Source organism: Bifidobacterium adolescentis ATCC 15703 (assembly GCF_000010425.1).
GTDB classification, from domain to species: domain Bacteria; phylum Actinomycetota; class Actinomycetes; order Actinomycetales; family Bifidobacteriaceae; genus Bifidobacterium; species Bifidobacterium adolescentis.
This window is the reverse complement of the sequence record NC_008618.1, coordinates 761,466-780,557: the sequence shown is the minus strand read 5'-3', so window position 1 is coordinate 780,557 and position 19,092 is coordinate 761,466. Positions and strand designations below refer to the sequence as shown.

18 protein-coding genes are annotated in these 19,092 nt (G+C 60.7%); 1 reads left to right on the top strand and 17 read right to left on the bottom strand.

What is annotated here, in order from left to right:
• Positions 1 to 30: 30 nt before the first annotated feature.
• From BAD_RS03315 to BAD_RS03275, 9 genes are all read right to left on the bottom strand, one after another.
• Positions 31 to 2,217: a DEAD/DEAH box helicase gene (locus tag BAD_RS03315; RefSeq protein ID WP_011743055.1), complete on the bottom strand. Its 2,187-nt coding sequence runs from the start codon at positions 2,215 to 2,217 to the stop codon at positions 31 to 33.
• Between the two features lie 97 nt (positions 2,218 to 2,314).
• On the bottom strand, positions 2,315 to 3,025 hold the full coding sequence (locus tag BAD_RS03310; RefSeq protein ID WP_003808901.1) for an SDR family NAD(P)-dependent oxidoreductase: 711 nt from the start codon (positions 3,023 to 3,025) through the stop codon (positions 2,315 to 2,317).
• 157 nt (positions 3,026 to 3,182) lie between these two features.
• A complete protein-coding gene (locus tag BAD_RS03305) occupies positions 3,183 to 4,472 on the bottom strand; it encodes a uracil-xanthine permease family protein (protein WP_011743054.1) in 1,290 nt (429 codons plus the stop codon).
• Positions 4,473 to 4,632: 160 nt separating this feature from the next.
• Positions 4,633 to 5,445 carry a histidine phosphatase family protein gene (locus BAD_RS03300; RefSeq protein WP_003835331.1) on the bottom strand — a complete coding sequence of 271 codons (813 nt, stop codon included), beginning with the start codon at positions 5,443 to 5,445 and terminating at the stop codon, positions 4,633 to 4,635.
• A 223-nt stretch (positions 5,446 to 5,668) separates the two neighbouring features.
• Entirely contained in the window at positions 5,669 to 6,415 is a 747-nt protein-coding gene (locus BAD_RS03295) for a helix-turn-helix domain-containing protein (RefSeq protein ID WP_011743053.1), read from the bottom strand.
• Positions 6,416 to 6,470: 55 nt separating this feature from the next.
• Positions 6,471 to 7,310: a sulfite exporter TauE/SafE family protein gene (locus BAD_RS03290; protein ID WP_011743052.1), complete on the bottom strand. Its 840-nt coding sequence runs from the start codon at positions 7,308 to 7,310 to the stop codon at positions 6,471 to 6,473.
• A 120-nt stretch (positions 7,311 to 7,430) separates the two neighbouring features.
• Complete coding sequence (locus BAD_RS03285) at positions 7,431 to 8,021, bottom strand: hypothetical protein (protein WP_003808861.1); 591 nt, start codon at positions 8,019 to 8,021, stop codon at positions 7,431 to 7,433.
• A 49-nt stretch (positions 8,022 to 8,070) separates the two neighbouring features.
• Positions 8,071 to 8,697, bottom strand: coding sequence for a uridine kinase family protein (locus BAD_RS03280; RefSeq protein ID WP_041777279.1), 627 nt, complete (start codon positions 8,695 to 8,697; stop codon positions 8,071 to 8,073).
• Between the two features lie 11 nt (positions 8,698 to 8,708).
• Entirely contained in the window at positions 8,709 to 9,623 is a 915-nt protein-coding gene (locus BAD_RS03275; protein ID WP_041777278.1) for a DUF362 domain-containing protein, read from the bottom strand.
• Positions 9,624 to 9,800: 177 nt separating this feature from the next.
• Here BAD_RS03275 and BAD_RS03270 point away from each other — a divergent pair, with 177 nt between their 5' ends.
• Positions 9,801 to 10,865, top strand: a complete 1,065-nt coding sequence (locus BAD_RS03270) for a YeiH family protein (protein ID WP_041777492.1) — start codon at positions 9,801 to 9,803, stop codon at positions 10,863 to 10,865.
• Here the strand turns inward: BAD_RS03270 and BAD_RS03265 are convergent.
• From BAD_RS03265 to BAD_RS03230, 8 genes are all read right to left on the bottom strand, one after another.
• On the bottom strand, positions 10,862 to 11,809 hold the full coding sequence (locus BAD_RS03265; RefSeq protein WP_011743048.1) for a DMT family transporter: 948 nt from the start codon (positions 11,807 to 11,809) through the stop codon (positions 10,862 to 10,864). The genes BAD_RS03270 and BAD_RS03265 overlap by 4 nt on opposite strands.
• A gap of 68 nt (positions 11,810 to 11,877) precedes the next feature.
• Positions 11,878 to 12,738: a hypothetical protein gene (locus tag BAD_RS03260; protein WP_050731450.1), complete on the bottom strand. Its 861-nt coding sequence runs from the start codon at positions 12,736 to 12,738 to the stop codon at positions 11,878 to 11,880.
• A 47-nt stretch (positions 12,739 to 12,785) separates the two neighbouring features.
• Positions 12,786 to 13,118 (bottom strand): hypothetical protein, encoded by a 333-nt coding sequence (locus tag BAD_RS03255; protein ID WP_011743046.1) that lies wholly within the window; start codon positions 13,116 to 13,118, stop codon positions 12,786 to 12,788.
• Positions 13,119 to 13,123: 5 nt separating this feature from the next.
• Positions 13,124 to 15,091 (bottom strand): ferrous iron transport protein B, encoded by a 1,968-nt coding sequence (gene feoB / locus BAD_RS03250; RefSeq protein WP_011743045.1) that lies wholly within the window; start codon positions 15,089 to 15,091, stop codon positions 13,124 to 13,126.
• Positions 15,092 to 15,228: 137 nt separating this feature from the next.
• The gene (locus BAD_RS08620; RefSeq protein WP_050731449.1) at positions 15,229 to 15,570 is read right to left on the bottom strand and encodes a FeoA family protein; all 342 of its coding nucleotides are present in this window, start codon (positions 15,568 to 15,570) and stop codon (positions 15,229 to 15,231) included.
• A gap of 108 nt (positions 15,571 to 15,678) precedes the next feature.
• Positions 15,679 to 16,779, bottom strand: coding sequence for a redox-regulated ATPase YchF (gene ychF, locus BAD_RS03240; protein WP_011743043.1), 1,101 nt, complete (start codon positions 16,777 to 16,779; stop codon positions 15,679 to 15,681).
• A 17-nt stretch (positions 16,780 to 16,796) separates the two neighbouring features.
• Positions 16,797 to 17,597, bottom strand: a complete 801-nt coding sequence (gene proC / locus BAD_RS03235) for a pyrroline-5-carboxylate reductase (protein ID WP_011743042.1) — start codon at positions 17,595 to 17,597, stop codon at positions 16,797 to 16,799.
• A 60-nt stretch (positions 17,598 to 17,657) separates the two neighbouring features.
• Positions 17,658 to 19,001 (bottom strand): alpha/beta fold hydrolase, encoded by a 1,344-nt coding sequence (locus BAD_RS03230; RefSeq protein ID WP_011743041.1) that lies wholly within the window; start codon positions 18,999 to 19,001, stop codon positions 17,658 to 17,660.
• Positions 19,002 to 19,092 lie beyond the last annotated feature (91 nt).

The window sequence follows — 19,092 nt, the reverse complement described above, 5'->3', positions numbered from 1 at the left end:
AACGGCTTTTTGCTTGACCGTTGACGTACGTCAGCGGGAGCGGAACGGCGCCTTGCGGATCTTCGCATGCTTGCGGTACGGCTTGCCCTGCCTTTCGCCCGCATGCTTGTCGTGGCGTTCTCCGTGACCGCCACGACGACCGGAATCGCCATACTTGGCTTCCATGCGACGGTCATAACGCTTCGCGTCCTCGCCACGCTCGTCATGAATCACGCGGATTTCCTTGCGATGGATGCGTTTGCCGCCCTGACGGCGGTCGTCGCGTTCGTCGCGGTTCCTGCGGTATTGGCGATCGTCCTCGTAACGGCGTTCGGCACGGGCTTCGGCCTTGCGCTGCTTCTTGGTCGGCGCGCCCTGCTTTTTCGCATACTGCTTTTTGCCGGGCTTCCTATCGGATTGGCCACGCTGATCGGAACGCTCGACGGAGCGCCGCTTGCGATTGTCGGTTCCACGCTGTTCGCCGGCTTCGGCACGCTGCTGCTCATGCAGCCGCGCGTACTTTTCGCGACGCTTGTTGTTGCGCTTCTCCTCGTGCTTCTCGCGCTTCTCCTCTTGGATTTCAGGATGTTCCCAACGATGCTCGCGTGCCTCGTATTCGCGGTTGTCGCGGCCTTCGAACTTGGCGGCGCGACGTTCGGCGCGATTCTGTTTCGGTTCGAAACGCTGCTCGCGTTCGGCGACTTCGGCGCGCTCTTCACGTCCCTTGCGATTCGCGCGGTCCTTGCGTTCGGACTTGAACGGCTTGCCGCCCTTGTCCTTGCCCCGGTCCTTGTTGCGTCCACCGGAACGGTTGCGTCCGGAGCGTCCACCGTTTTCCGCGAAACCGTCGCCGCCCTTGCCATGCCTGCGACGCGGATTGCCCGCCGGCTGGGACTGCTCAAGCGTCCAACCGAAACGCGGTTCGGCCGACTCGCCCACCAATTCCAACACTTCCGGGGAATCGTGGGTCACTTCGATCGGCTTGACCTTCAGTCCGGCCTCATGCAGCATGCGGCGGGTGCGGCGGCGCTGGTTCGGCAGAACGATGGTCACCACATCACCGGAATGGCCGGCTCGCGCGGTACGTCCGGAGCGGTGAAGGAACGATTTCGGGTCCTCCGGAGGCTCCACCTGCACCACGAGCTCCACGCCGGACACGTCGATGCCGCGGGCGGCCACATCGGTGGCGACCATGACGTTCACGTCGCCGGATTCGAAGGCTGCGAGATTGCGGTCACGCTGGTTCTGGCTCAGGTTGCCGTGCAGCTCGGCCGCCGGAATGCCGTTCTTCGTCAGGTCCTTGGCGAGCTTCTGGGTCTGGAATTTGGTGCGGGTGAACAGGATGCGGCGTCCCTTGCCGGAAGCGAGGGTGCGGACCAGCTCATGACGGTCGCCCTGCGTGGTTTCGAACACGTGGTGTGTCATTTCGTCGACGGCCGCGGTGGCGGAGTCGACGCTGTGGATCTTCGGATCGGTGAGGAACGTGTTCACCACCTCGTCGACGCCATGGTCGAGGGTGGCGGAGAACAGCATGACCTGCGCGTCGAACGACACTTGGCCGAGCAGGCGCTTGACCGGCGGCAGGAAGCCCATGTCGGCCATTTCGTCGGCTTCGTCGATCACGGCCACTTCGACCTTCTCCAAGGTCAGCGCATGCTGTTCGAGCAGGTCCTCAAGACGGCCCGGGCATGCGACGACGATATCGGCGCCAGCCCTTAGATCGCGAATCTGGCGGGCGTAGCGCACACCGCCATACACGGTGGTGGTGGTCATGCCGTACATCTGCGCGAGCGGCATCAGCACGTCGTTGATCTGGTTGGCCAGCTCACGGGTCGGAGCGAGCACCAGGCCGCGCGGGTGCGGCAGGAAATCGTCGGCGCGCCGCTCCTCGGCATGCCCCTTGCGCACCTGTTCCACCTCATGGCGGAACTGGCTCATGTTCTCGTACTCGTCGGCGTCGACCTCACCCAGTCGCGCGACCAGCGGAATCGAGAACGCCAGGGTCTTGCCGGAGCCGGTACGGCCTCGGCCGAGAATGTCACGACCGGCCAGGGAATCGGGAAGGGTGTCGGCCTGGATCGGGAAAGCGGTTTTCTTGCCATCGGCCGCGAGCACGCGTACCAACGGGCCGGGAACGCCGAGTTCGGCGAACGTCTGGGGGCGTTCCTCCTCCTCGCCCGCCTCATCGAAATCGGCGGCGAGGGCATCTTCATTTTCAATCACAGCGGTATCGGGCACAATGGCCTTTCATGTCAAACATTGCGCACGTTGCGCAAACCTGTTAACAGTAGCCCATGCCCGATACTTTTGCCTTGGCTGTGACTGGTGGCCGACGCTACCGGTAGTTGCGTTCGATGAGGATGTCGGAAACCGTCAGATTCGCGTCGTTGACGAGGTTGAATAGCACTACTTCGGCCAGTTCCGCGGCGCTCATGAAGGAATGCTGCTTGTCCAACGACACGTAATCGTGGCTGTCATGGTAGAAGTCGGTGTCGATGCCTCCCGGATACACGCCCACAACCTTCACACTGGTTCCCTTGTAGGCCGCCTTGAGGCTTGTCGTATACCCCTTCTCACCCCACTTGGTGGCGCAGTAGACGGATTCGTTGGCGTTGCCGCGTGTGGCGGCGGTGGACATGACATTGGCGATTTTGAGGTCCTGCTCGCCGTCGGCCTTCAATGTTTCGACGCTCCACAGAATCATGCCTTTGAGCCCCTTAAGGCACTTGTCCACGTCGGCGGCCTCGTAGTCGACCGGCTTTTTGAACGACGGCTGTCCCGCGTTGTTGATGAGCAGGTCGATGTGGCCGATCTCCTTGATGGCCGCGACGGAGTCCTTCACGAACGCCTCGTCGCTGATGTCGCCGACGAAGGCGCGGTATTCGTCCGCGCCGAACGTGCGGGACAGTTCCTCCTGACGGGCCGTGTTGAAATCGATGCCGGCCACGAACCAGCCTTTGCCGATCAGCTGACGTGCCAGCTCATATCCCAAGCCAAGCGCGGAACCGGTCACAATCGCGATTTTCTTTCCTGCCGCAGTGCTCATGTTGCCTCCTTTGCCACATTGCGCAATCGCTTACAGATACCATCATAAAACGTATGCGACGCAACACGTCAATCGATTGACGAAAACGGCAATGAAAAACGCCCGCCGACCTTTTTGGCCGACGGGCGTTGAACTAGCCAGCGTGAGATGCGATCCGTTACAGGATGTCCGGATCGTCCTTGGCGATGGTGCCGGTCGCCTTGCCGATGGCCTTCAGGCCGTGGTAGGCGACGAGGATGACGACGGTGCCGATGGCGATGCCGTTGAAGGAGATGCCGTTGAAGGCGAACTCGAACTGGCCGACGGCGATGATCATGGTGATGGCGGCCACCATGACGTTGACCGGCTTGTCGAAGTTGACCTTGTTCTCAACCCAGATGCGGATGCCGACCATGCCGATCATGCCGTACAGCAGGGTGGTCACGCCGCCGAGCACGCCGGCGGGGATGGTGTTGATGATGGCGCCGAACTTCGGGCACAGGCTCAGGATCAGCGCGAACGCGGCGGCGCACCAGTATGCGGCGGTCGAGTAGACCTTGGTGGCGGCCATCACGCCGATGTTCTCGCCGTAGGTGGTGGTGCCGGAGCCGCCGCCGAAACCGGCGATGGTGGTGCCGAGACCGTCGGCGAACAGCGCGGTGCCGATCTGGTCGTCATAGTCGCGGCCGGTCATCTGGGAGACGGACTTGACGTGGCCGACGTTTTCGGCAACGAGTACGAGCACGACCGGGATGAACATCGGCAGGATGGTGAAGTCGACCTGCGGCAGACGGAATTCCGGCAGACCGACCCATGCGGCCTTGCCGATGGCTGAGAAGTCGACCTGGCCACGGAAGCAGGCGTACGCGTAGCCGATGATCACGCCGATGAGGATGTTGAGTCGGCCGAGCAGACCCTTGAACAGCACTGCGACGAGCAGCACCGCGACGAGGGTGACGATGGCGGTGTCGGGAGCGACTTTGAAGTTGTTCCACACGCTCGGAGCCAGGTTGAAGCCGATGATGGCCACGATGGCGCCGTTGACGACCGGCGGCATGATGATGTCGATCCACTTGGCGCCCGCGTAATGGACGAGCACACCGATCAGGGCCAGCAGGATGCCGGTGACCATGATGCCGAAGGATGCGACGGCGAGGCCCTTGTGGGCGCTGGCGACGGCCGCGATCGGGGCGATGAAGCCGAAGGACGAGCCCAGGTAGCTCGGCAGCATGTTCTTGTTGATCAGCAGGAACAGCGCGGTCGACATGGCCGTGAAGAACAGGGTGGTGGATGGGTCGAAACCGGTCAGAATCGGCACCAGGAACGTGGCGCCGAACATGGCGATGACGTGCTGCGCGCCGATTTCCGCGGTGCGCGGCCAGGTCAGCCTCTCGTCAGGTTCGACGACCTCGCCGGGCTTCAGCGTTTTGCCGTCGCCGTGGAGCTTCCACGTGAACAGATTGGACATACGATTGTCTCCTTAACTCTCTTGCGCGGCAAGCAAAAACGCGCCGCGTGTCACAGCCATTGTAGTGGGGCGTGGACACGGGCGCGTTGCGCACGCGAGATGGGGGCATCAATCGTCGATATCAGCCAATCCGATCATGCAATCAACAGACCAACACACATCACAAGTGACGGTCAACCGCATGAACAACGTCCACCAAATCGCCATTCGACAGCACTGGACGCTTGAATTCACGCCAATCGTCCACTTTCACCGCCCAACGACCTTCCGCATCGTCGAACACCGGGCGGGCGGTCTGCTCCCAACAGAACCGCTTATGCGTACGCCCGGTCGCCGGATCACGGCGCGAATAATGGAAGCACGTACAATTAGTGATCTTCCATTCGTCGGACGCCGCACGGTGCATGAATTCCTCGTCGGACAAGTCCTCCAAAGTGAGCATAAGCGCCAGCATGAGGTCGCCGTGACTGACCATCACCACGGATTCTGCGTCCGACTTGCGGTTCAGGGATGTGAGCAGATTATGCACGCGGTTTTCGGCCACATCGGCGATCGATTCGCCCGCCGGCGGACGCCAATACAGTGGATCAGTGTTCTTGAACATCCAGTTGCGCGCGTAATTGGTTTTGAAATCGTCTTTCGTGATGGTATTGATCTCACCCCAGGAGCGTTCGCGCAGCACGCGTGTCTCCTCCCATTTCGCCTTAGGCAGGGCCATCGTGGCAGCCGTCTCACGCGTGCGCACGTACGGCGAAACGAGGTAGCGGTCGAACAACGGCTGCTGTGAGACCAGCCAGCGGCCGATGCAGTCCGCCTGCTTGCGGCCGGTGGCCGTAAGCCTCCACGAACGGTCGGGCACGGTGACGTTGTCCTGCGTATACAGCGAGTTGTCACCCTGTTCACCGGCACTGATAATCACGTTCGCTTCGGATTCGCCATGTCGAATCACATACAAATCAAGGGGCATTCCCATATCCGTTTATTCCTTCGCTTTCATCCACATCCTGCGCGCACGTTCCTTGTTCCGCCGTTCATTCGGCCGGTGGCGCGCATCATCATTGAATGCTTCCACCGTAGCTGATTCGCGCGTGTTTCGCACGCGCGGACACGTCGATTTCACGATTGGCACACCCGAATTTCGCGGTGCCGTCACCGGCGGTTCACCGCAACCGGCGTGGTAGACGCCGTGATCGCAATCACTCCGGCCAGATGCCGTTCTGCGCGTACTTGGTGCGGTACTCCCCCGGCGTCATGCCGGAATGTTTTTTGAACACCTTCGAGAAGTGGCTTTGCGACCGGTATGCGAGGATCTGGGCGATCTCGTCGAAGCTGTATTCCGAGTATTTGAGCATGTTCTCGGCCGCTTCCATACGCTTGTCGGTGATGTATTGCGATATGGCCGTGCCCGTTTCGCGTTTGAACAGCTCCGACAGATACGTGGGATTCAGATGCACATGCTCGGCGAGGATGGGCACGGTGATTTTCTCATGCAGATGGTAGTGGATGTAGTCCAGGCATTCGTTGACGGCTTTGGAATGTGTTTCCGCCTTCTGCATGTCGGCCATGGCCCATGTGAAGAATGTCATCATGTCGGTGTGCAGGCGGCGCACGTCGTCGGGCGTTTTGCAGTTTTCCAGGTTCTGGATGTACAGGTCGGAGGCGTTGTAGGCGTCCTCCTCGTCCATACCGCCTTCGATGGCGAAACGTGTGGCGAGCGTGATGGTGGTGACGAACCGGTATTTCGCGTTTTTGAGCGGATCGTCCGACAGGTAGCCGTACAGTCCGGAGTTCCACAGACGTGTGCTTTCGGCGATGGCGTTGATGTCGCCGGAACGCATCATGTCGTATTGCTTCATTTCCTCGACGTACCGGTGGTGGCGTACTCGGTCCTCACGCGAAAGAAAGTCGAGATACCGCAGTTTCGCCTCGTCAACAACCGCCATGTTTCTCCCCCTGTCGCTTAGATTCCGGCAATCCGCACATCTTATTTTAGAAAATTTAGAAGTAGGTGCTCCAGCCGAGTTTCGCGGCGAGGATGATGCCGGTCAGCACGGCGGCGGCACGCATGATGTTCTCCGGAATATGCCGGGTGACGGGCGGTGCGATCGCGCTGCCGATGGTGCAGCCGAGGCACATCATGATGGCGAACGGCCAATCGACGGAACCGCGGATGATGAACATGATCGCGGCGGAGATGTTCGCGCCGAAACCGACCACGGTTTTCAACGCGTTGATCTGGTGGAACGGGCCGATTTTGCCCAAGTCGAGGATGGCCAGGGCGAGCGTGCCGGCGGCGGCGCCGAAATAGCCGGAATACACGCCGACGAAACTCACGCCCGCCCACAGCCACCATGGATCGTTGCGCAATGTGCCGTCCGCCGTTTTGCTGGCGATTCGTGCGGCCCGCTCACCTTGATGCGATTGCGGCAGCGCCTGCGCCACGGCGTCGCGCGCGGCGGCTTTCTTACGTGGGTTGAGCGCGATGATAAGCGCGCTGAACAGGATGAGCGGCGGCACGGCGAATTCGAAGACCTTCGCCGGCAGTTCGAGCAGCAGCAGGCCGCCGATGATGCCGCCGACCAGGCCGATGCAGGCGTAGACGGCCACGCGTCTGCCTTGGCCTTTGAGCTCCTTGCGGGCGGAGAGCAGGCCGCCAATGCCGGTGCCACATACGCCCACCGTGTTCGTGGTGTTGGACAGCACGGGCGGAATGCCGAACGCCAGCAGCGCAGGATAGGAGATCAGCGAGGACGCGCCTACCGCGTATCCGACGAATCCCGCCCCGATGCCGGCTGCGAGCACCAGCAGCAAAGTGGTGATGGACACTCCTGCGATCATGACTGCTTCCCCTTCGTAAAACTCCTACGTAGTCCTCCTATAAGTAACGGGAGCCAAGCTTAACGGCTCGGCTCCCGCATATCACGCGTTTGCCCAGAACGTGGCCGGGCAAACGTCATATCAGTGGTTGCGCTTGGCGATCAGCGACTCGGTCCAGTAGGCGGCGAGCGGAATCAGGGCCCACTGCAGCGCGAGACCGGGCAGGCCGGCGGCCAGGTCGCTCGTCCATGTGGCGGCGATGGCCTTGCTGGAACCGAACGCGAACACGGCGATCGCGGTGGCTGCGGTCAGCACCACACGTCCGGCGAGCTGTGCGATGACCACCTTCGCCAGGCTCGGCAGCTTGATGCCGCGCAGCAGACCGGCCACCAGGCCGTATGCGCACAGTTCGACCATCATGAGCGGCAGCATCGCCAGCATCGGCATGCCGGACAGCAGGAAGCTCACGAGCGGAGCGGCGGCGCCGGCGATCGCGCCGACGGCGGGGCCCGCGATCAGGCCGACGAAGATGATCGGCAGATGCATCGGCAGGAACGCGACGCCCAACATGGTTCCCTGTCCGGAGACGGCGCCGATGACGTGGAACAGTTGCGGCAGCACGACCGCTGCGACGATGGCGAGCAGGGTGGCTGCTGTCTTGGTGCCGAGACTCAGTTTCGGCAGGTCGGTGCGGCGCAGGGCGGCCGCGGGCATGGTTGCGGAATCAGACATTTTGTATTCTCCTTGATTTTTGTTCTTTTCTTCCGGATATGCGGATATGTCACGTATTGGCCGGCTCGACGACCGACCCACCGTCCGACAGCGCGGTGTCGACCAGCAAATCGGCGACGGCTTGGATATTGGTCGCTTCGAAATAGCGGTTTTCCAACGGAATCCACTCGTCGACGAATCGTTGCAACATGCGTGGATTGCGTCGTTCGAGCCGACGCAACTGTTCGGCAGGATCGACCGCAAGACAGATCATGCAATCGTAATACCCCCGCAAGGCGGGGTGCATGCTGTAGCTGCCTTCCACAATGGTCAGCTGGGCCGGTTCGACGGCGTACGCGACGGCGAAATCGCCTGTATGGCAATCCCATGGCCGGTATTGCGCGGCTTGTCCGGCGGCGAGCGGTGCCAACACTTCCGTTTCGAACCGTTCACGGTCCACGTTGCCGCCGGGTTCGGCGAAACGTTCCGGCGTGCGCTGTTCGGGACGGAGGAAGAAATCGTCCATGTGCAGCACGTTGCCGCCGAAACGCCTGTTGAGCATCGCGGCAAACGTGGTTTTGCCGGATGCGCATGGCCCGTCGATTGCGACGAACACACAATCGCGTTCGGCAAGCAACGTTTCGATACGTGCGATTGCGATGCTGGCTTCCGTAGGCTTCGCGGGTTTCGTGACCATTGCGTTCGCCGTCAGTCGAGTACGGTCAGACGGTACGCGCGCGAACCGATGCCAAGTTCCTCGGCGTATTCGAGGATGTGTTCGCCGTGGAGCGAGGCGATGCGTTCGGTGACGGACGCTCCGTCGGGGTCGGTGTGGATGAGGTCGACGCATACCTGGTCGAGTGCCACCGGGTCGAGCGAGGACAGCACGCCGATGTCATGCATGTCCGGTTCCGTCGGGGAGGGCAGGCAGTCGCAATCCACCGACAGGCGGTTCATGACGTTCAGATACATCATCTTGCCATGCATGTGGCTGATCACGGCCTCATCGGCTTCGGCCATCGATTCGAGGAATGCATCCTGAGGAGTTTCCACCCACTTGTCCTTGGTGACGCCGGCGGAATGGATCCAGCGTTTGCCGTTCGACGAGGCTATGCCGATGGACACGTTTTTGAGCGCGCCGCCGAAGCCTCCCATCGGATGGCCTTTGAAATGCGACAGCACGAAAATGGAATCGTAGTCGTCGATATGCTTGCCGACGATGTCGTAGGCGATGTGGCGGTGCTTGGCCACCGGGATCTCGATTTCACCGCCCATGTCCATGATCTGGATTGGCGCAAGATCGGCGTATCCGTGCTTTTTGAACGTGGCAAGGCTTTTTTCGGGGGTTTCACGATTGCCGTCGTATGCGGTAGAGCATTCCACGAGCGTGCCGCCGATCTCCTGCACGAGGTCCTTGACGAGCGAAGGATTGAGATTATTGGATTTTTCCGATTCGCCGGAATGGACTTTGATGGCCGTTTTGCCTTCCGGCTTGCGTCCGAGCGCATGGTAGGCGGCGACGAGGCTTTCCGGTGTGATGATCGGCGTGAAGAACACTTCCGGTGCGGACTGCGCGTCGGTGCGGTGTTCCAGTCCTTCCAGTCGCGAGGCTTCGAATTGCATCTTGACCCTCCTTGATTCTGCCTGTGTTTTTGGCTTGCATCTCCAGCGTACCAACTTAAACCCGACTTGAAGCAAACAGACCTCAAACCCGTTCGAGATATGTTGCAAAATATGGATTCCCGCGCGCGTCTCCCCATCCGGCCGGCTTGTCCGCATGAACCGGAACACTTGACGCTCGTGATTGATTTTTGCAAGAAATGGTGGACTCGCATAGCCACCAAGGAAATGGCGTTCATTGGCATCGTCACGTTGGCGGCCTCTCTGGTGGCTTCGTGGCTCAAGCAGTTTCCGGGATTCAGCCTGTTCGGCGCGTTGATCATCGCTCTGCTCATCGGCATGGTCGCGCAGTTCCCGATCCGCAAATGGTATTCGAGCCGTTCCGCCGAACATAAGGCCGGTGTGAAGGATGCGGCCGGGCTCATTTCGAACAAGCTGCTTCGCCTGGGCATCATCCTGCTTGGCTTCAAGCTCAATCTGACGGTGCTGTTCACGCAGGGTATCAAGTGTCTGCCGATCGCGGCAGTGGTGGTGACGCTCACCATCGTGGTGTGCTACAACATCGCACGCAAGCTTGGCGTCGATCCGCAGCTCGCCATTCTCGTGGCGGGCGGTACCGGCATCTGTGGCGCGGCAGCCGTCATGGGATTGTCCGGCTCCATCAAGGTGCCGCCGGAAAAAGAGGATGAGAAGGCCAACAATGAGGTGATGGCCGTGGCCATCATCGCCATCATGGGCACCATCTTCGCATTGCTGGAAATCGCCCTTGGGCCGTTGACGGGCCTGAGCAAGACGCAGTTGGGCATCACCGCTGGCGCGTCCCTGCACGAAATCGCCCATGCCGTGGCCGCCGGCGACGCGTTCGGCGCGGTGGGCATCGCCACCATCATGAAGCTTTCCCGCGTGCTGATGCTGGTGTTCGCGGCCATCATCATCGCCATCTGGTGGGACAGAAACCATTCCGAAATGCCGGCCGACGGCAAACGCAAAGTGTCGTTCCCGTGGTTCATGCTCGGTTTCATCGGCGCTTCCATCATCGGCACGTTCGTGCCGTTCATCGACGCCATCGCACCGAATCTGGTGGACTTCGCCTACATCGTGCTCGGCATGGCCATGGCGGCGCTCGGCATCAATGTGAATTTCAGCGCCATCGCGAAGAAGGGACAGAAGGCGTTCCTGGCGAGCTTCCTCACGTCCGTGCTGCTCATGTGCTTCGCGGCGGGAATCGCGGCGCTGTTCTTCTAATCGCCTTCCGTTGTGCCACGCTGTCGTTTTGCGGAGGGCAGTTGGATTTCGGACAGCAGAATCGCACCGAAAATCAGCGCGAAACCGCATAACGACGGCACGGTCAGCGTTTCGCCGGTGAAAATCACGGATACCAGCATGGCGAAGATGCATTCCGTGCTTAAGATCACGGACGCCTCGGAAGTGGGCAGATTCTGTATGGCGATGGTTTGAAACACTTGGGCGATCACCGTGGAGCCGACCACCAGGTAGGCGATGCACAGCACGATGTCCCACCGCGCCCAAGCCATGGACGGTCCGCCTTCGGTAAGCACCGCGCCAGCGCCGAACAGCAGGGCGCACCACACGAATTCGGCAAGCATCAGCGCGATCGCGTCGAAATCCTTGCCGATGAAACCAACCAAAACCAGATTCAACGCGAAGAAAAACGCGCCGATGATAGTCATGGCGTCACCGAAGCTCATATGCATGAGTTCCGCGCCACCGCCGCCGCTCAGCGACACCAGACCAATGCCGAACGCGCAGACGAACGCGGCCACCAGATGCTGCCAGCTGGGGCGTTTGCGCGTGAACGCCCACACCACGAACGGCACCATCACGCAATAGGTGTCGGTGAAGAAGCTGTTGCGTCCGGGAGACGTGGTTTCAAGTCCTTTGAGCTGGAAGATGAATCCCAGCCAGTAAGTCAACGCGAGTATCAGACCGGGAACGATATAGCGGCGCAGGCGAATCCTGCGAAGACGTGGGAAAAACACGATGGCCATAAGCAGTACCGCCGAAGCCATGCGGAAGAACATCATCCACTGTGTCGGCATGTTCTCCTGCACATGCTTGAGCATGGTGTAGCCGGATCCCCATACCGCCGCGTTGACCAGCATCATCACGCGGGCGACCGGCTTCGATACGCTAATGCCTTCCGATGATTCCTGCCCCGCGTCTGCCATCCGCCCCCCCCCTTACACGCTTCCACACATCCGACGTCGTATTCACGTCATGCTTTCCGAAGGAAACTTTAGACGTGGCTGCGGAAGCAACACGCGGGAGCATGCCACTGCGCTTTGGCCGCCTGGCTGTTCACCCAGTTGTCAGCCATGTCAATGGCTTCGTCAAGCGTGACCTTGGCCGCCTTGTAATACTTGGAATCCTTGATGTTGCCGCTTTCGACGAGCTTCTGTCCGGAGTCCGCGGCCTTGGACAGCGCGGACAGCAGTTTGCGTCCGGTCAGGGTCAGGGAATCGTCCTTGCTGAGTTTGTCGACCAGTTTGTCTGCCTTGTCGATCGACTGTTGCAGTTCCTTTTTGGATTCATCCGACGATTTCGTGTCGGAGGTGCCGTTCGAAGAAGTGCTGTTCGAAGAGGCTCCGTTCGATTGCCCGGATGGGTTATTGGACGATTGTCCGGCTGCCGCGCCATCCGAATCGGCCTTCGGATCCTGCAACGCGGTTTCGGCGTTTTTCTCTTGGATGCTTTTCAGACTGGCGTTCAGGGAATCGGTGGCGCCGTCCAACGTTTTGGCTACGAGATTGAGCTGCGTGATGGTGGCTTCCGCCTTGCAGCCTTCCGTATCGACTGTGTTCTCGGCGCTGGTGGCCGCGTCCGCGAACGCGTCGATGATGTCGTTCACGCCGAGCGCGCCTCGAATCAGCTTCTGCAGTTCGCTGCCGTTTTCGGAAGTGTCGAGCACGGCTTTGCGGGCCGAGCTGAATTCCGCGAGCGATTGCCGGCATGTGGCCAATGCTTCCTGCTGCTTGTTGCGGTAAACGCACACGCCGGCACCGCATGCCACGATGAGGGCCACGACCACGGCAAGGACGATCGGCCATGCCTTGCGGGGGCTGGAAGGCTGTTCAGTGGTCTGGTACTGATAATCCATACGTGTCACCCCTTGCGAACCGATAACTGTCATCGTTCTTCGTCTTGTTAACCTTGCCTATTGTACGGGCTTGAAGATGGGAATATCCTGAATGGGCATCCTGCGCACACCAATGACGCAGGATCGGGCTGGCATATCGTCTCTCCGCAGGCGTGCCGCATGTCCATCACGGCCAGCAGCCCCCGTTTGTCCGCGCGTTCGACAGCCATGTCCACGAAATCGACCGGCAGATGCCGTTTGTCGGCGATTTGCCGCACCGTCAATCCTGCGGCGATGTCGCCGGCGATGCGTGCGACGATACCGTTCCGGCCGTCGCCGTATGTATCAGCCGTACGTGGCGTGCGCCGCCATCCGTGCGCGGAAGCGCCGGACCGTTCCATACCGCTCACCATATCAACCGCAATGTTTGGAAGGCGATGATGGCGATGACGTATGCCACGGCCAAGCTCAGCAGGACGGATCGCGCCGCGACTTTCGTGCCGAACTGCCGTCGCATTTCGGCGACCGTCGCAAGACATGGCGTGTAGGCGAGCGTGAACAGCAGGAAGGCGATGGCCGCCGCCTTGCCGTGGCCGTGCGATGACTGGTCGAACGAGGCGCGCAGCTTCTGTCCCAGCGTTCCCTCCCCGGCTTGTTGGGAAGCCGCATCATCCGGTTCGTCCGCATGGTAGGACTGCGACATCGAACCGACCACGACCTCTTTGGCCACGAATCCCGTGATCAGCGCGGCCGAGGCATGCCAGTCGTCGAAACCGGCCGGCGCGAACACGGGAGCGACCGCGTCGGCGAGCACGCCATACGCGGAATCATGCACGTCGTCGACATGAGCGAAACCGCCTGCGTTGGCGGTTACCGGAATGCCCTGCAGCAGCCACAGCGCCGTGATCATTGAAATGATGATCACGCTGGCTCCACGGATGAAGCCCCATAGACGCAGCAGTACCGAACGCGCCAGCTGCAACGCGCGCGGGCATTGGTATGCGGGAAGCGCCAGCATCAACGGTTCGGGTTCGAGGCCGCGGAACATGGTGTGGCGCAGCAGCACGCCGACCAGCAGGATGACCATGACCGAAGCCACGTACATGAGGAAGACCACGAGACCGGCGTATTTCGGGAAGAACGCGTGGGCGAGCACCAAAAACACCGATAGTCGTGCGGAACATGCCGCGAACGGCACCAGCATGCCGGTAAGCACCCGTTGCCGGGAATCGGATAGGGTTCGTGTGGCGGCCAAAGCCGGCAGATTGCAGCCGAAGCCGACGATGATCGGCAGGAACGCGCGACCGTCCAATCCCAAGGCGCGCATGGCACGGTCCATCACGAACGCGGCGCGGGCCATGTAGCCGGAATCCTCCAAGATTGACAGCAGCAGGAACATGATGCCCATCACCGGAATGAACGTCAGCACGGTGACCACGCCGTCAAGCAGTCCGTCCACCAGCAGCGAACGCAGCCAGCCGCCGCTCACGGATGGTCCGAACAGGCCGAGCAGCAGGTCGAGTCCATCTGTGCACCATCCGCGGAAGGTCACGTCGATCCAATCCTGCATGGGGCTGGCGAGCGTGGTGGTGGCCTGGAACACGACGAACAGCACCGCAAGGAAGACGAGGACGCCAATCACGGGGTGCAGCAGCACGCGGTCGATGCGGTCGGACAAGGTGACGTGGTCGACCGCATGCATGTCGAGACCGCGCAATATGCCGGCGGTCCAATCGAGTCGTGCGTCGGCCCGCAATTCGGCCCAGACGCTCAGGCCGTCGGCGGTTTTCATGTCGGCGTCGGCTGTCACGGTTGGCAGTGCGGTCAGCCCGTGCGGAACGGGCGTTCCCTCGAAACTTGCGGCGATCGCGTCGGCCAAAGCCTTGCCGCCGTCTCCGGTACGTCCGTCAATCGCGACGACCGGCATGCCGTCCAGCAAATGGGACAGTCGTTCCGCATCGACGCCGCAGCCGTTGCGGACGGCGAGGTCGTTCATGGTGAGTGCCACGACGGTGGGCAGCCCGAGCTCCACCACCATCGACAGCAGGTACAGCGATCGGGACAGCGCGGTGGCGTCCAGCACCACGACGGCAAGGTCGGGAACGGGCATGCCTGACATGCCGGTCAGCGCGTTGACGGCGACCTGCTCATCGGGACTCATCGGCGCCAGAGAATATGTGCCGGGGGTGTCCACAAACTGCCAGTTTTGCGCGTTTCCCGCTGTTTTCGGTTTTTCGTAATGGTATTGCCCGCAGGTGATGGACACCGTGGTGCCGGGCGCGTTCATCGTGCGGGTTCTCGCGCCGAGCAGTGCGTTGAACATGGAGGATTTGCCGACGTTCGGATTGCCGACGAATACGACGCGTCTGGTCATTTCGTCGTTGCCGATTCCATCATTGCGGGCGTTGCCGTGCGTGCCGTCATTCGCGGACATTCCCATACGGCAATCGCAATGCCGGCAACAATCGTCCTGTGGACGGCAGCAATCACCACCTCTTAGGCTTCGTAGACTCAGCATTCGTGCGTGTTTCCGTTCTCTTCATGCCGTGCGGTCTTGTCTTGCGCGGCACTATCCTGTACTGCCCAGTCCTGCGCAAACCGTACGCGGACGGCGCGCGCGGTACCACCATCCACCGCTACGCGTTCGTTGCCGAAGGCGATGACCCTTCCGCCGAACGCGCCCCGCTGCACGACCCGCAGACCGGTGCCCGGCGCCAGTCCGATCTCGCACAGGCGGAACCGATGCCGATCGTCCAAATCGATGCCGTCCACGACAACGCGCGCGTTCAGCGGACAGTCATGCAATGTCATAGTCGGGTTGGCCGCGTCACGAACCGCGCGTGAAGTACTCATGGTTCCACCCTTAGCAGGAAAAACGGCGATATACAAGTCTTTTACGCGAAAAGCGCCCGAACCGACCGGTCCGAGCGCCTGACGCACTATACGACAAGTACGAAAACCTTACTTGCCCTTGGATACATTGAACTTGAATTCGACGATGTCGCCGTCCTGCATGACGTAGTCGCGGCCTTCCTGACGGAGCTTGCCTTCCTCCTTGATCTTCGTCATGGAGCCTTCGGCGGCAACGAAATCGTCATAGGAGACGATATCGGCCTTGATGAAGCCCTTTTCGAAGTCGGTGTGGATCACGCCGGCGGCCTGCGGGGCGGTGTAGCCCTTGTGGATCTGCCATGCGCGCACTTCCTTCTCGCCTGCGGTGAGGAAGGTGGACAGGCCGAGCGTGTCGTAGCCGACGCGTGCCAGCTGGTCGAGGCCGGATTCCTCAAGGCCGGCGTCGGCGAGCATTTCGCGCGCGTCGTCCTCGTCGAGTTCGGTCAGGTCGGCTTCGAATTGCGCGTTGAGGAAGATGGCCGGAGCCGGAGCCACGGAGGCGGCGAGCTTGGTCTTGAGATCCTGGTTCTGCAGTTCGGAATCGTCCACGTTGAACACGTAGATGAACGGCTTGGCGCTCATCAGGTGCAGGTCGTAGACGGAGTCCTTGTCGAAGCGGCCTTCGCGGGCGGCCTTGTCGATGGTCTCACCGGCTTCGAGGATCTCCTTGGCCTGCTTGACGGCGTCCATGTAGGCCGGCTCGATCTTCTTGCCGCGCAGATCCTTCTCCAGCTTCGGCAGCGCGTTCTCGATGGTCTGCAGATCGGCGAGGATCAGCTCGGTGTTGATGGTTTCAATGTCGTCGGACGGATCGACCTTGCCGTTGACGTGCACGATATCATCGTCTTCGAAGGCACGCACAACCTCGCAGATCGCGTCGGCTTCGCGAATGTTGGCGAGGAACTTGTTGCCCAAGCCTTCGCCTTCCGAAGCGCCCTTGACGATGCCTGCGATGTCGACGAAGGTGACGGTGGCCGGCACGATCTTCTCCGTGTGCACGAGCTTGGCAAGCACCGGCAGACGGTCATCCGGCAATGGCACGATGCCGGTGTTCGGTTCGATGGTGGCGAACGGATAGTTTTCCGCCAGTACGTTGTTACGGGTCAATGCGTTGAACATGGTGGACTTGCCGACGTTCGGCAGTCCGACGATTCCGATAGTAAGAGACATGGTTCCTTAGTTTAGTATTAGGCTTCGATGGCGTCGACGGCTTTGATCACGGCACCACGGAACGCGCTTTCCTCCAACGAGGCCACGCCCTTGATGGTGGTGCCTCCCGGCGAGCAGACGGCGTCCTTCATGGCACCCGGATGCGTTTCGTTGGCCAGGTACAGTGCGCCGACGCCTTCCACCATCTTTGCGGCCAGACGGTAGGCGGTGGCGCGTTGCAGACCGTATTTCACGCCCGCGTCGCCGAGCGCCTCGATGTACATGTCGGTGAATGCGGGCGCGCAGCCGGCGATGCACATGCCGATGCCCATATGCGCGGAGTCGACGCGTTCGATGAGGCTGATCGATGAGAACAGCTTTTCGAACGTCTCGTTTTGCGCGTCGGTCAGCGTGTTGTCGGTTTCCGTGACGAGCACGCCTTTGCCGACGGCCATCGGCGTGTTCGGAATGGTGCACTGGATGTGCATCGCGCCGAAATCGGCGCCGAACAGTTCACGGTATTTGGCGAGATCCCAGCCTGCCGCAATGGATACGACGAATGTGCTTTCGTTGGCGAGCGCGCCGGCGATTGGTTTGATGACGCTTTCGATCTGGTACGGTTTGATGGCGATGATGACAACGTCGGCCGCGTCTGCGACTTCGGCAGCGGTGCGCAGCGGTGTGGCACCAACCTTCGCCGTGGTTTTCTCCAGTTTGTCGTAATGCGCGGCGCACGCCACGATGTCAGTACCGTCGATTGCACCTGCCGCGACAAGTCCTTCGGCAATGGCCTGTGCCATGTTGCCGTATCCGATGAATCCGATGGTTGGGTTGGACATGGTTTCTCCTTGTTGTTCCCGGTTCCTATTTGATATCGATATATGGATGGATTGTCTGTGTCAGAACAGTTCTTCCAGATCTCCCCTGTTCAGTGCTTCGTTGAACAGGCGTTTGAAGACCACGGAACCATGCACGCCGTCATGCTCGAATTCGTTGGTGGTCCAATAATGTGAACGACCGACGCGGGACAGCGTGTCGAGCTGCAATCCAGAATCTACGTACATGTCGTCGAAATAGACGGCAGCCTGCAGCGGAACCTCATTGCGCGCCAACTGGTCGGCATCGTAGATCGTGCCGAAATGCGTGTCTTCCATAAGCACGTCCATGGCTGGTTTGAACGGACGCAACGCACGTTCCTGCTCGAACATCCACGGGAACATGGCCTCGCCGGTGAAATTAAGCGGACGAATGTCACCCGCGAATTCCGGATGCTCGCAGCGCACGCGCTGGGCGGCCCAGCAAATCGGCGTTTCCAGCTCACCGTTGGCGTAGATGAACTCCTGCAACGGCCAATACAGCGGGCGAGACGAGGTCGCATTCATCACGGAAGACAGGAATTCGTCAGACAGTTCCGCCGAGGTTGAGGCCGAACCGTCGCCGTCGAGGAATGCCTGGTCAAGAATCCAATGCACGCGTTCGAAACTTGGCTTCATGCCGAAATCGGATCCCAAGCATTGGAAGCGTTCCACCGTGAGCGGATCGCCGTTCGGCAATGCGACCTTGCGCGACTGCAGAATGTCGGCGACGGCCGCGGCGCGTTCGATATCGATCGGGTAACGCTCGTAGAACTGCTTCGTCTTTGCCGCCATGCGCGGGAACGTATGACGGTACACGTCGGTCGCATCGGCGGGAACATGCGGAATGCCGCCCGTGGTGAAACTGGCGATGACTCCTTGCGGGAACAGCGAAAGATACGTCAGCGTCAGGAATCCGCCATAGCTTTGACCAAGCGTGACCCAACGTGCGCTCCCGAATTCGGTACGACGCAGATGCTCGAAGTCACGAACGATCGAATCGGCGAGGAAGCGCTTCAAAAACGCGGCACCGGCCTTGCCGTCGCCGTCCATGCCCTCAATCACATGCGTATCGACGCGGGACGAACGCCCCGTACCACGTTGATCCGGCAACACCACGCGGAAATGCTTGATGGCCTCCTCAATCCAACCATCGGAACTTGGACCGAGCGGACGCGGACCGGAACCACCGGGACCACCCTGCAGGAACACGAGCAGCGGAAGATCATCATGCACATGTTCGGGAGCGGTGACCACACGGTAGAACAGGCTGATCGATTCGCCATCGAACCCATGACCAGGCTCGTGGCCCGTCCAATCCAACGGCACCTTGATGGAACGATCCTCAATATGCAATCCGGGCACGTAGTATTCGCTCAGCAACGTCATGCATTCACCTTCCCTTTGGCATCATCGGCATGTTCAATTCGGGTAGTGACTTTTTGATGGCTTCCATCTCACCCACATGCGGAGACAACCT

Bases quoted from the DNA above. Each gene is read 5' to 3' on its own strand.
- BAD_RS03290 (WP_011743052.1), bottom strand. From the start codon at position 7,310: ATGATCGCAGGAGTGTCCATCACCACTTTGCTGCTGGTGCTCGCAGCC.
- BAD_RS03295 (WP_011743053.1), bottom strand. From the start codon at position 6,415: ATGGCGGTTGTTGACGAGGCGAAACTGCGGTATCTCGACTTTCTTTCG.
- feoB (WP_011743045.1), bottom strand. From the start codon at position 15,091: ATGACCAGACGCGTCGTATTCGTCGGCAATCCGAACGTCGGCAAATCC.
- BAD_RS03280 (WP_041777279.1), bottom strand. From the start codon at position 8,697: ATGGTCACGAAACCCGCGAAGCCTACGGAAGCCAGCATCGCAATCGCA.
- BAD_RS03265 (WP_011743048.1), bottom strand. From the start codon at position 11,809: ATGGCAGACGCGGGGCAGGAATCATCGGAAGGCATTAGCGTATCGAAG.
- BAD_RS03310 (WP_003808901.1), bottom strand. From the start codon at position 3,025: ATGAGCACTGCGGCAGGAAAGAAAATCGCGATTGTGACCGGTTCCGCG.
- BAD_RS08620 (WP_050731449.1), bottom strand. From the start codon at position 15,570: ATGAGTACTTCACGCGCGGTTCGTGACGCGGCCAACCCGACTATGACA.
- ychF (WP_011743043.1), bottom strand. From the start codon at position 16,779: ATGTCTCTTACTATCGGAATCGTCGGACTGCCGAACGTCGGCAAGTCC.
- BAD_RS03305 (WP_011743054.1), bottom strand. From the start codon at position 4,472: ATGTCCAATCTGTTCACGTGGAAGCTCCACGGCGACGGCAAAACGCTG.
- proC (WP_011743042.1), bottom strand. From the start codon at position 17,597: ATGTCCAACCCAACCATCGGATTCATCGGATACGGCAACATGGCACAG.
- BAD_RS03300 (WP_003835331.1), bottom strand. From the start codon at position 5,445: ATGGGAATGCCCCTTGATTTGTATGTGATTCGACATGGCGAATCCGAA.
- BAD_RS03255 (WP_011743046.1), bottom strand. From the start codon at position 13,118: ATGGAACGGTCCGGCGCTTCCGCGCACGGATGGCGGCGCACGCCACGT.
- BAD_RS03275 (WP_041777278.1), bottom strand. From the start codon at position 9,623: ATGCAATTCGAAGCCTCGCGACTGGAAGGACTGGAACACCGCACCGAC.
- BAD_RS03285 (WP_003808861.1), bottom strand. From the start codon at position 8,021: ATGTCTGATTCCGCAACCATGCCCGCGGCCGCCCTGCGCCGCACCGAC.
- BAD_RS03260 (WP_050731450.1), bottom strand. From the start codon at position 12,738: ATGGATTATCAGTACCAGACCACTGAACAGCCTTCCAGCCCCCGCAAG.
- BAD_RS03230 (WP_011743041.1), bottom strand. From the start codon at position 19,001: ATGACGTTGCTGAGCGAATACTACGTGCCCGGATTGCATATTGAGGAT.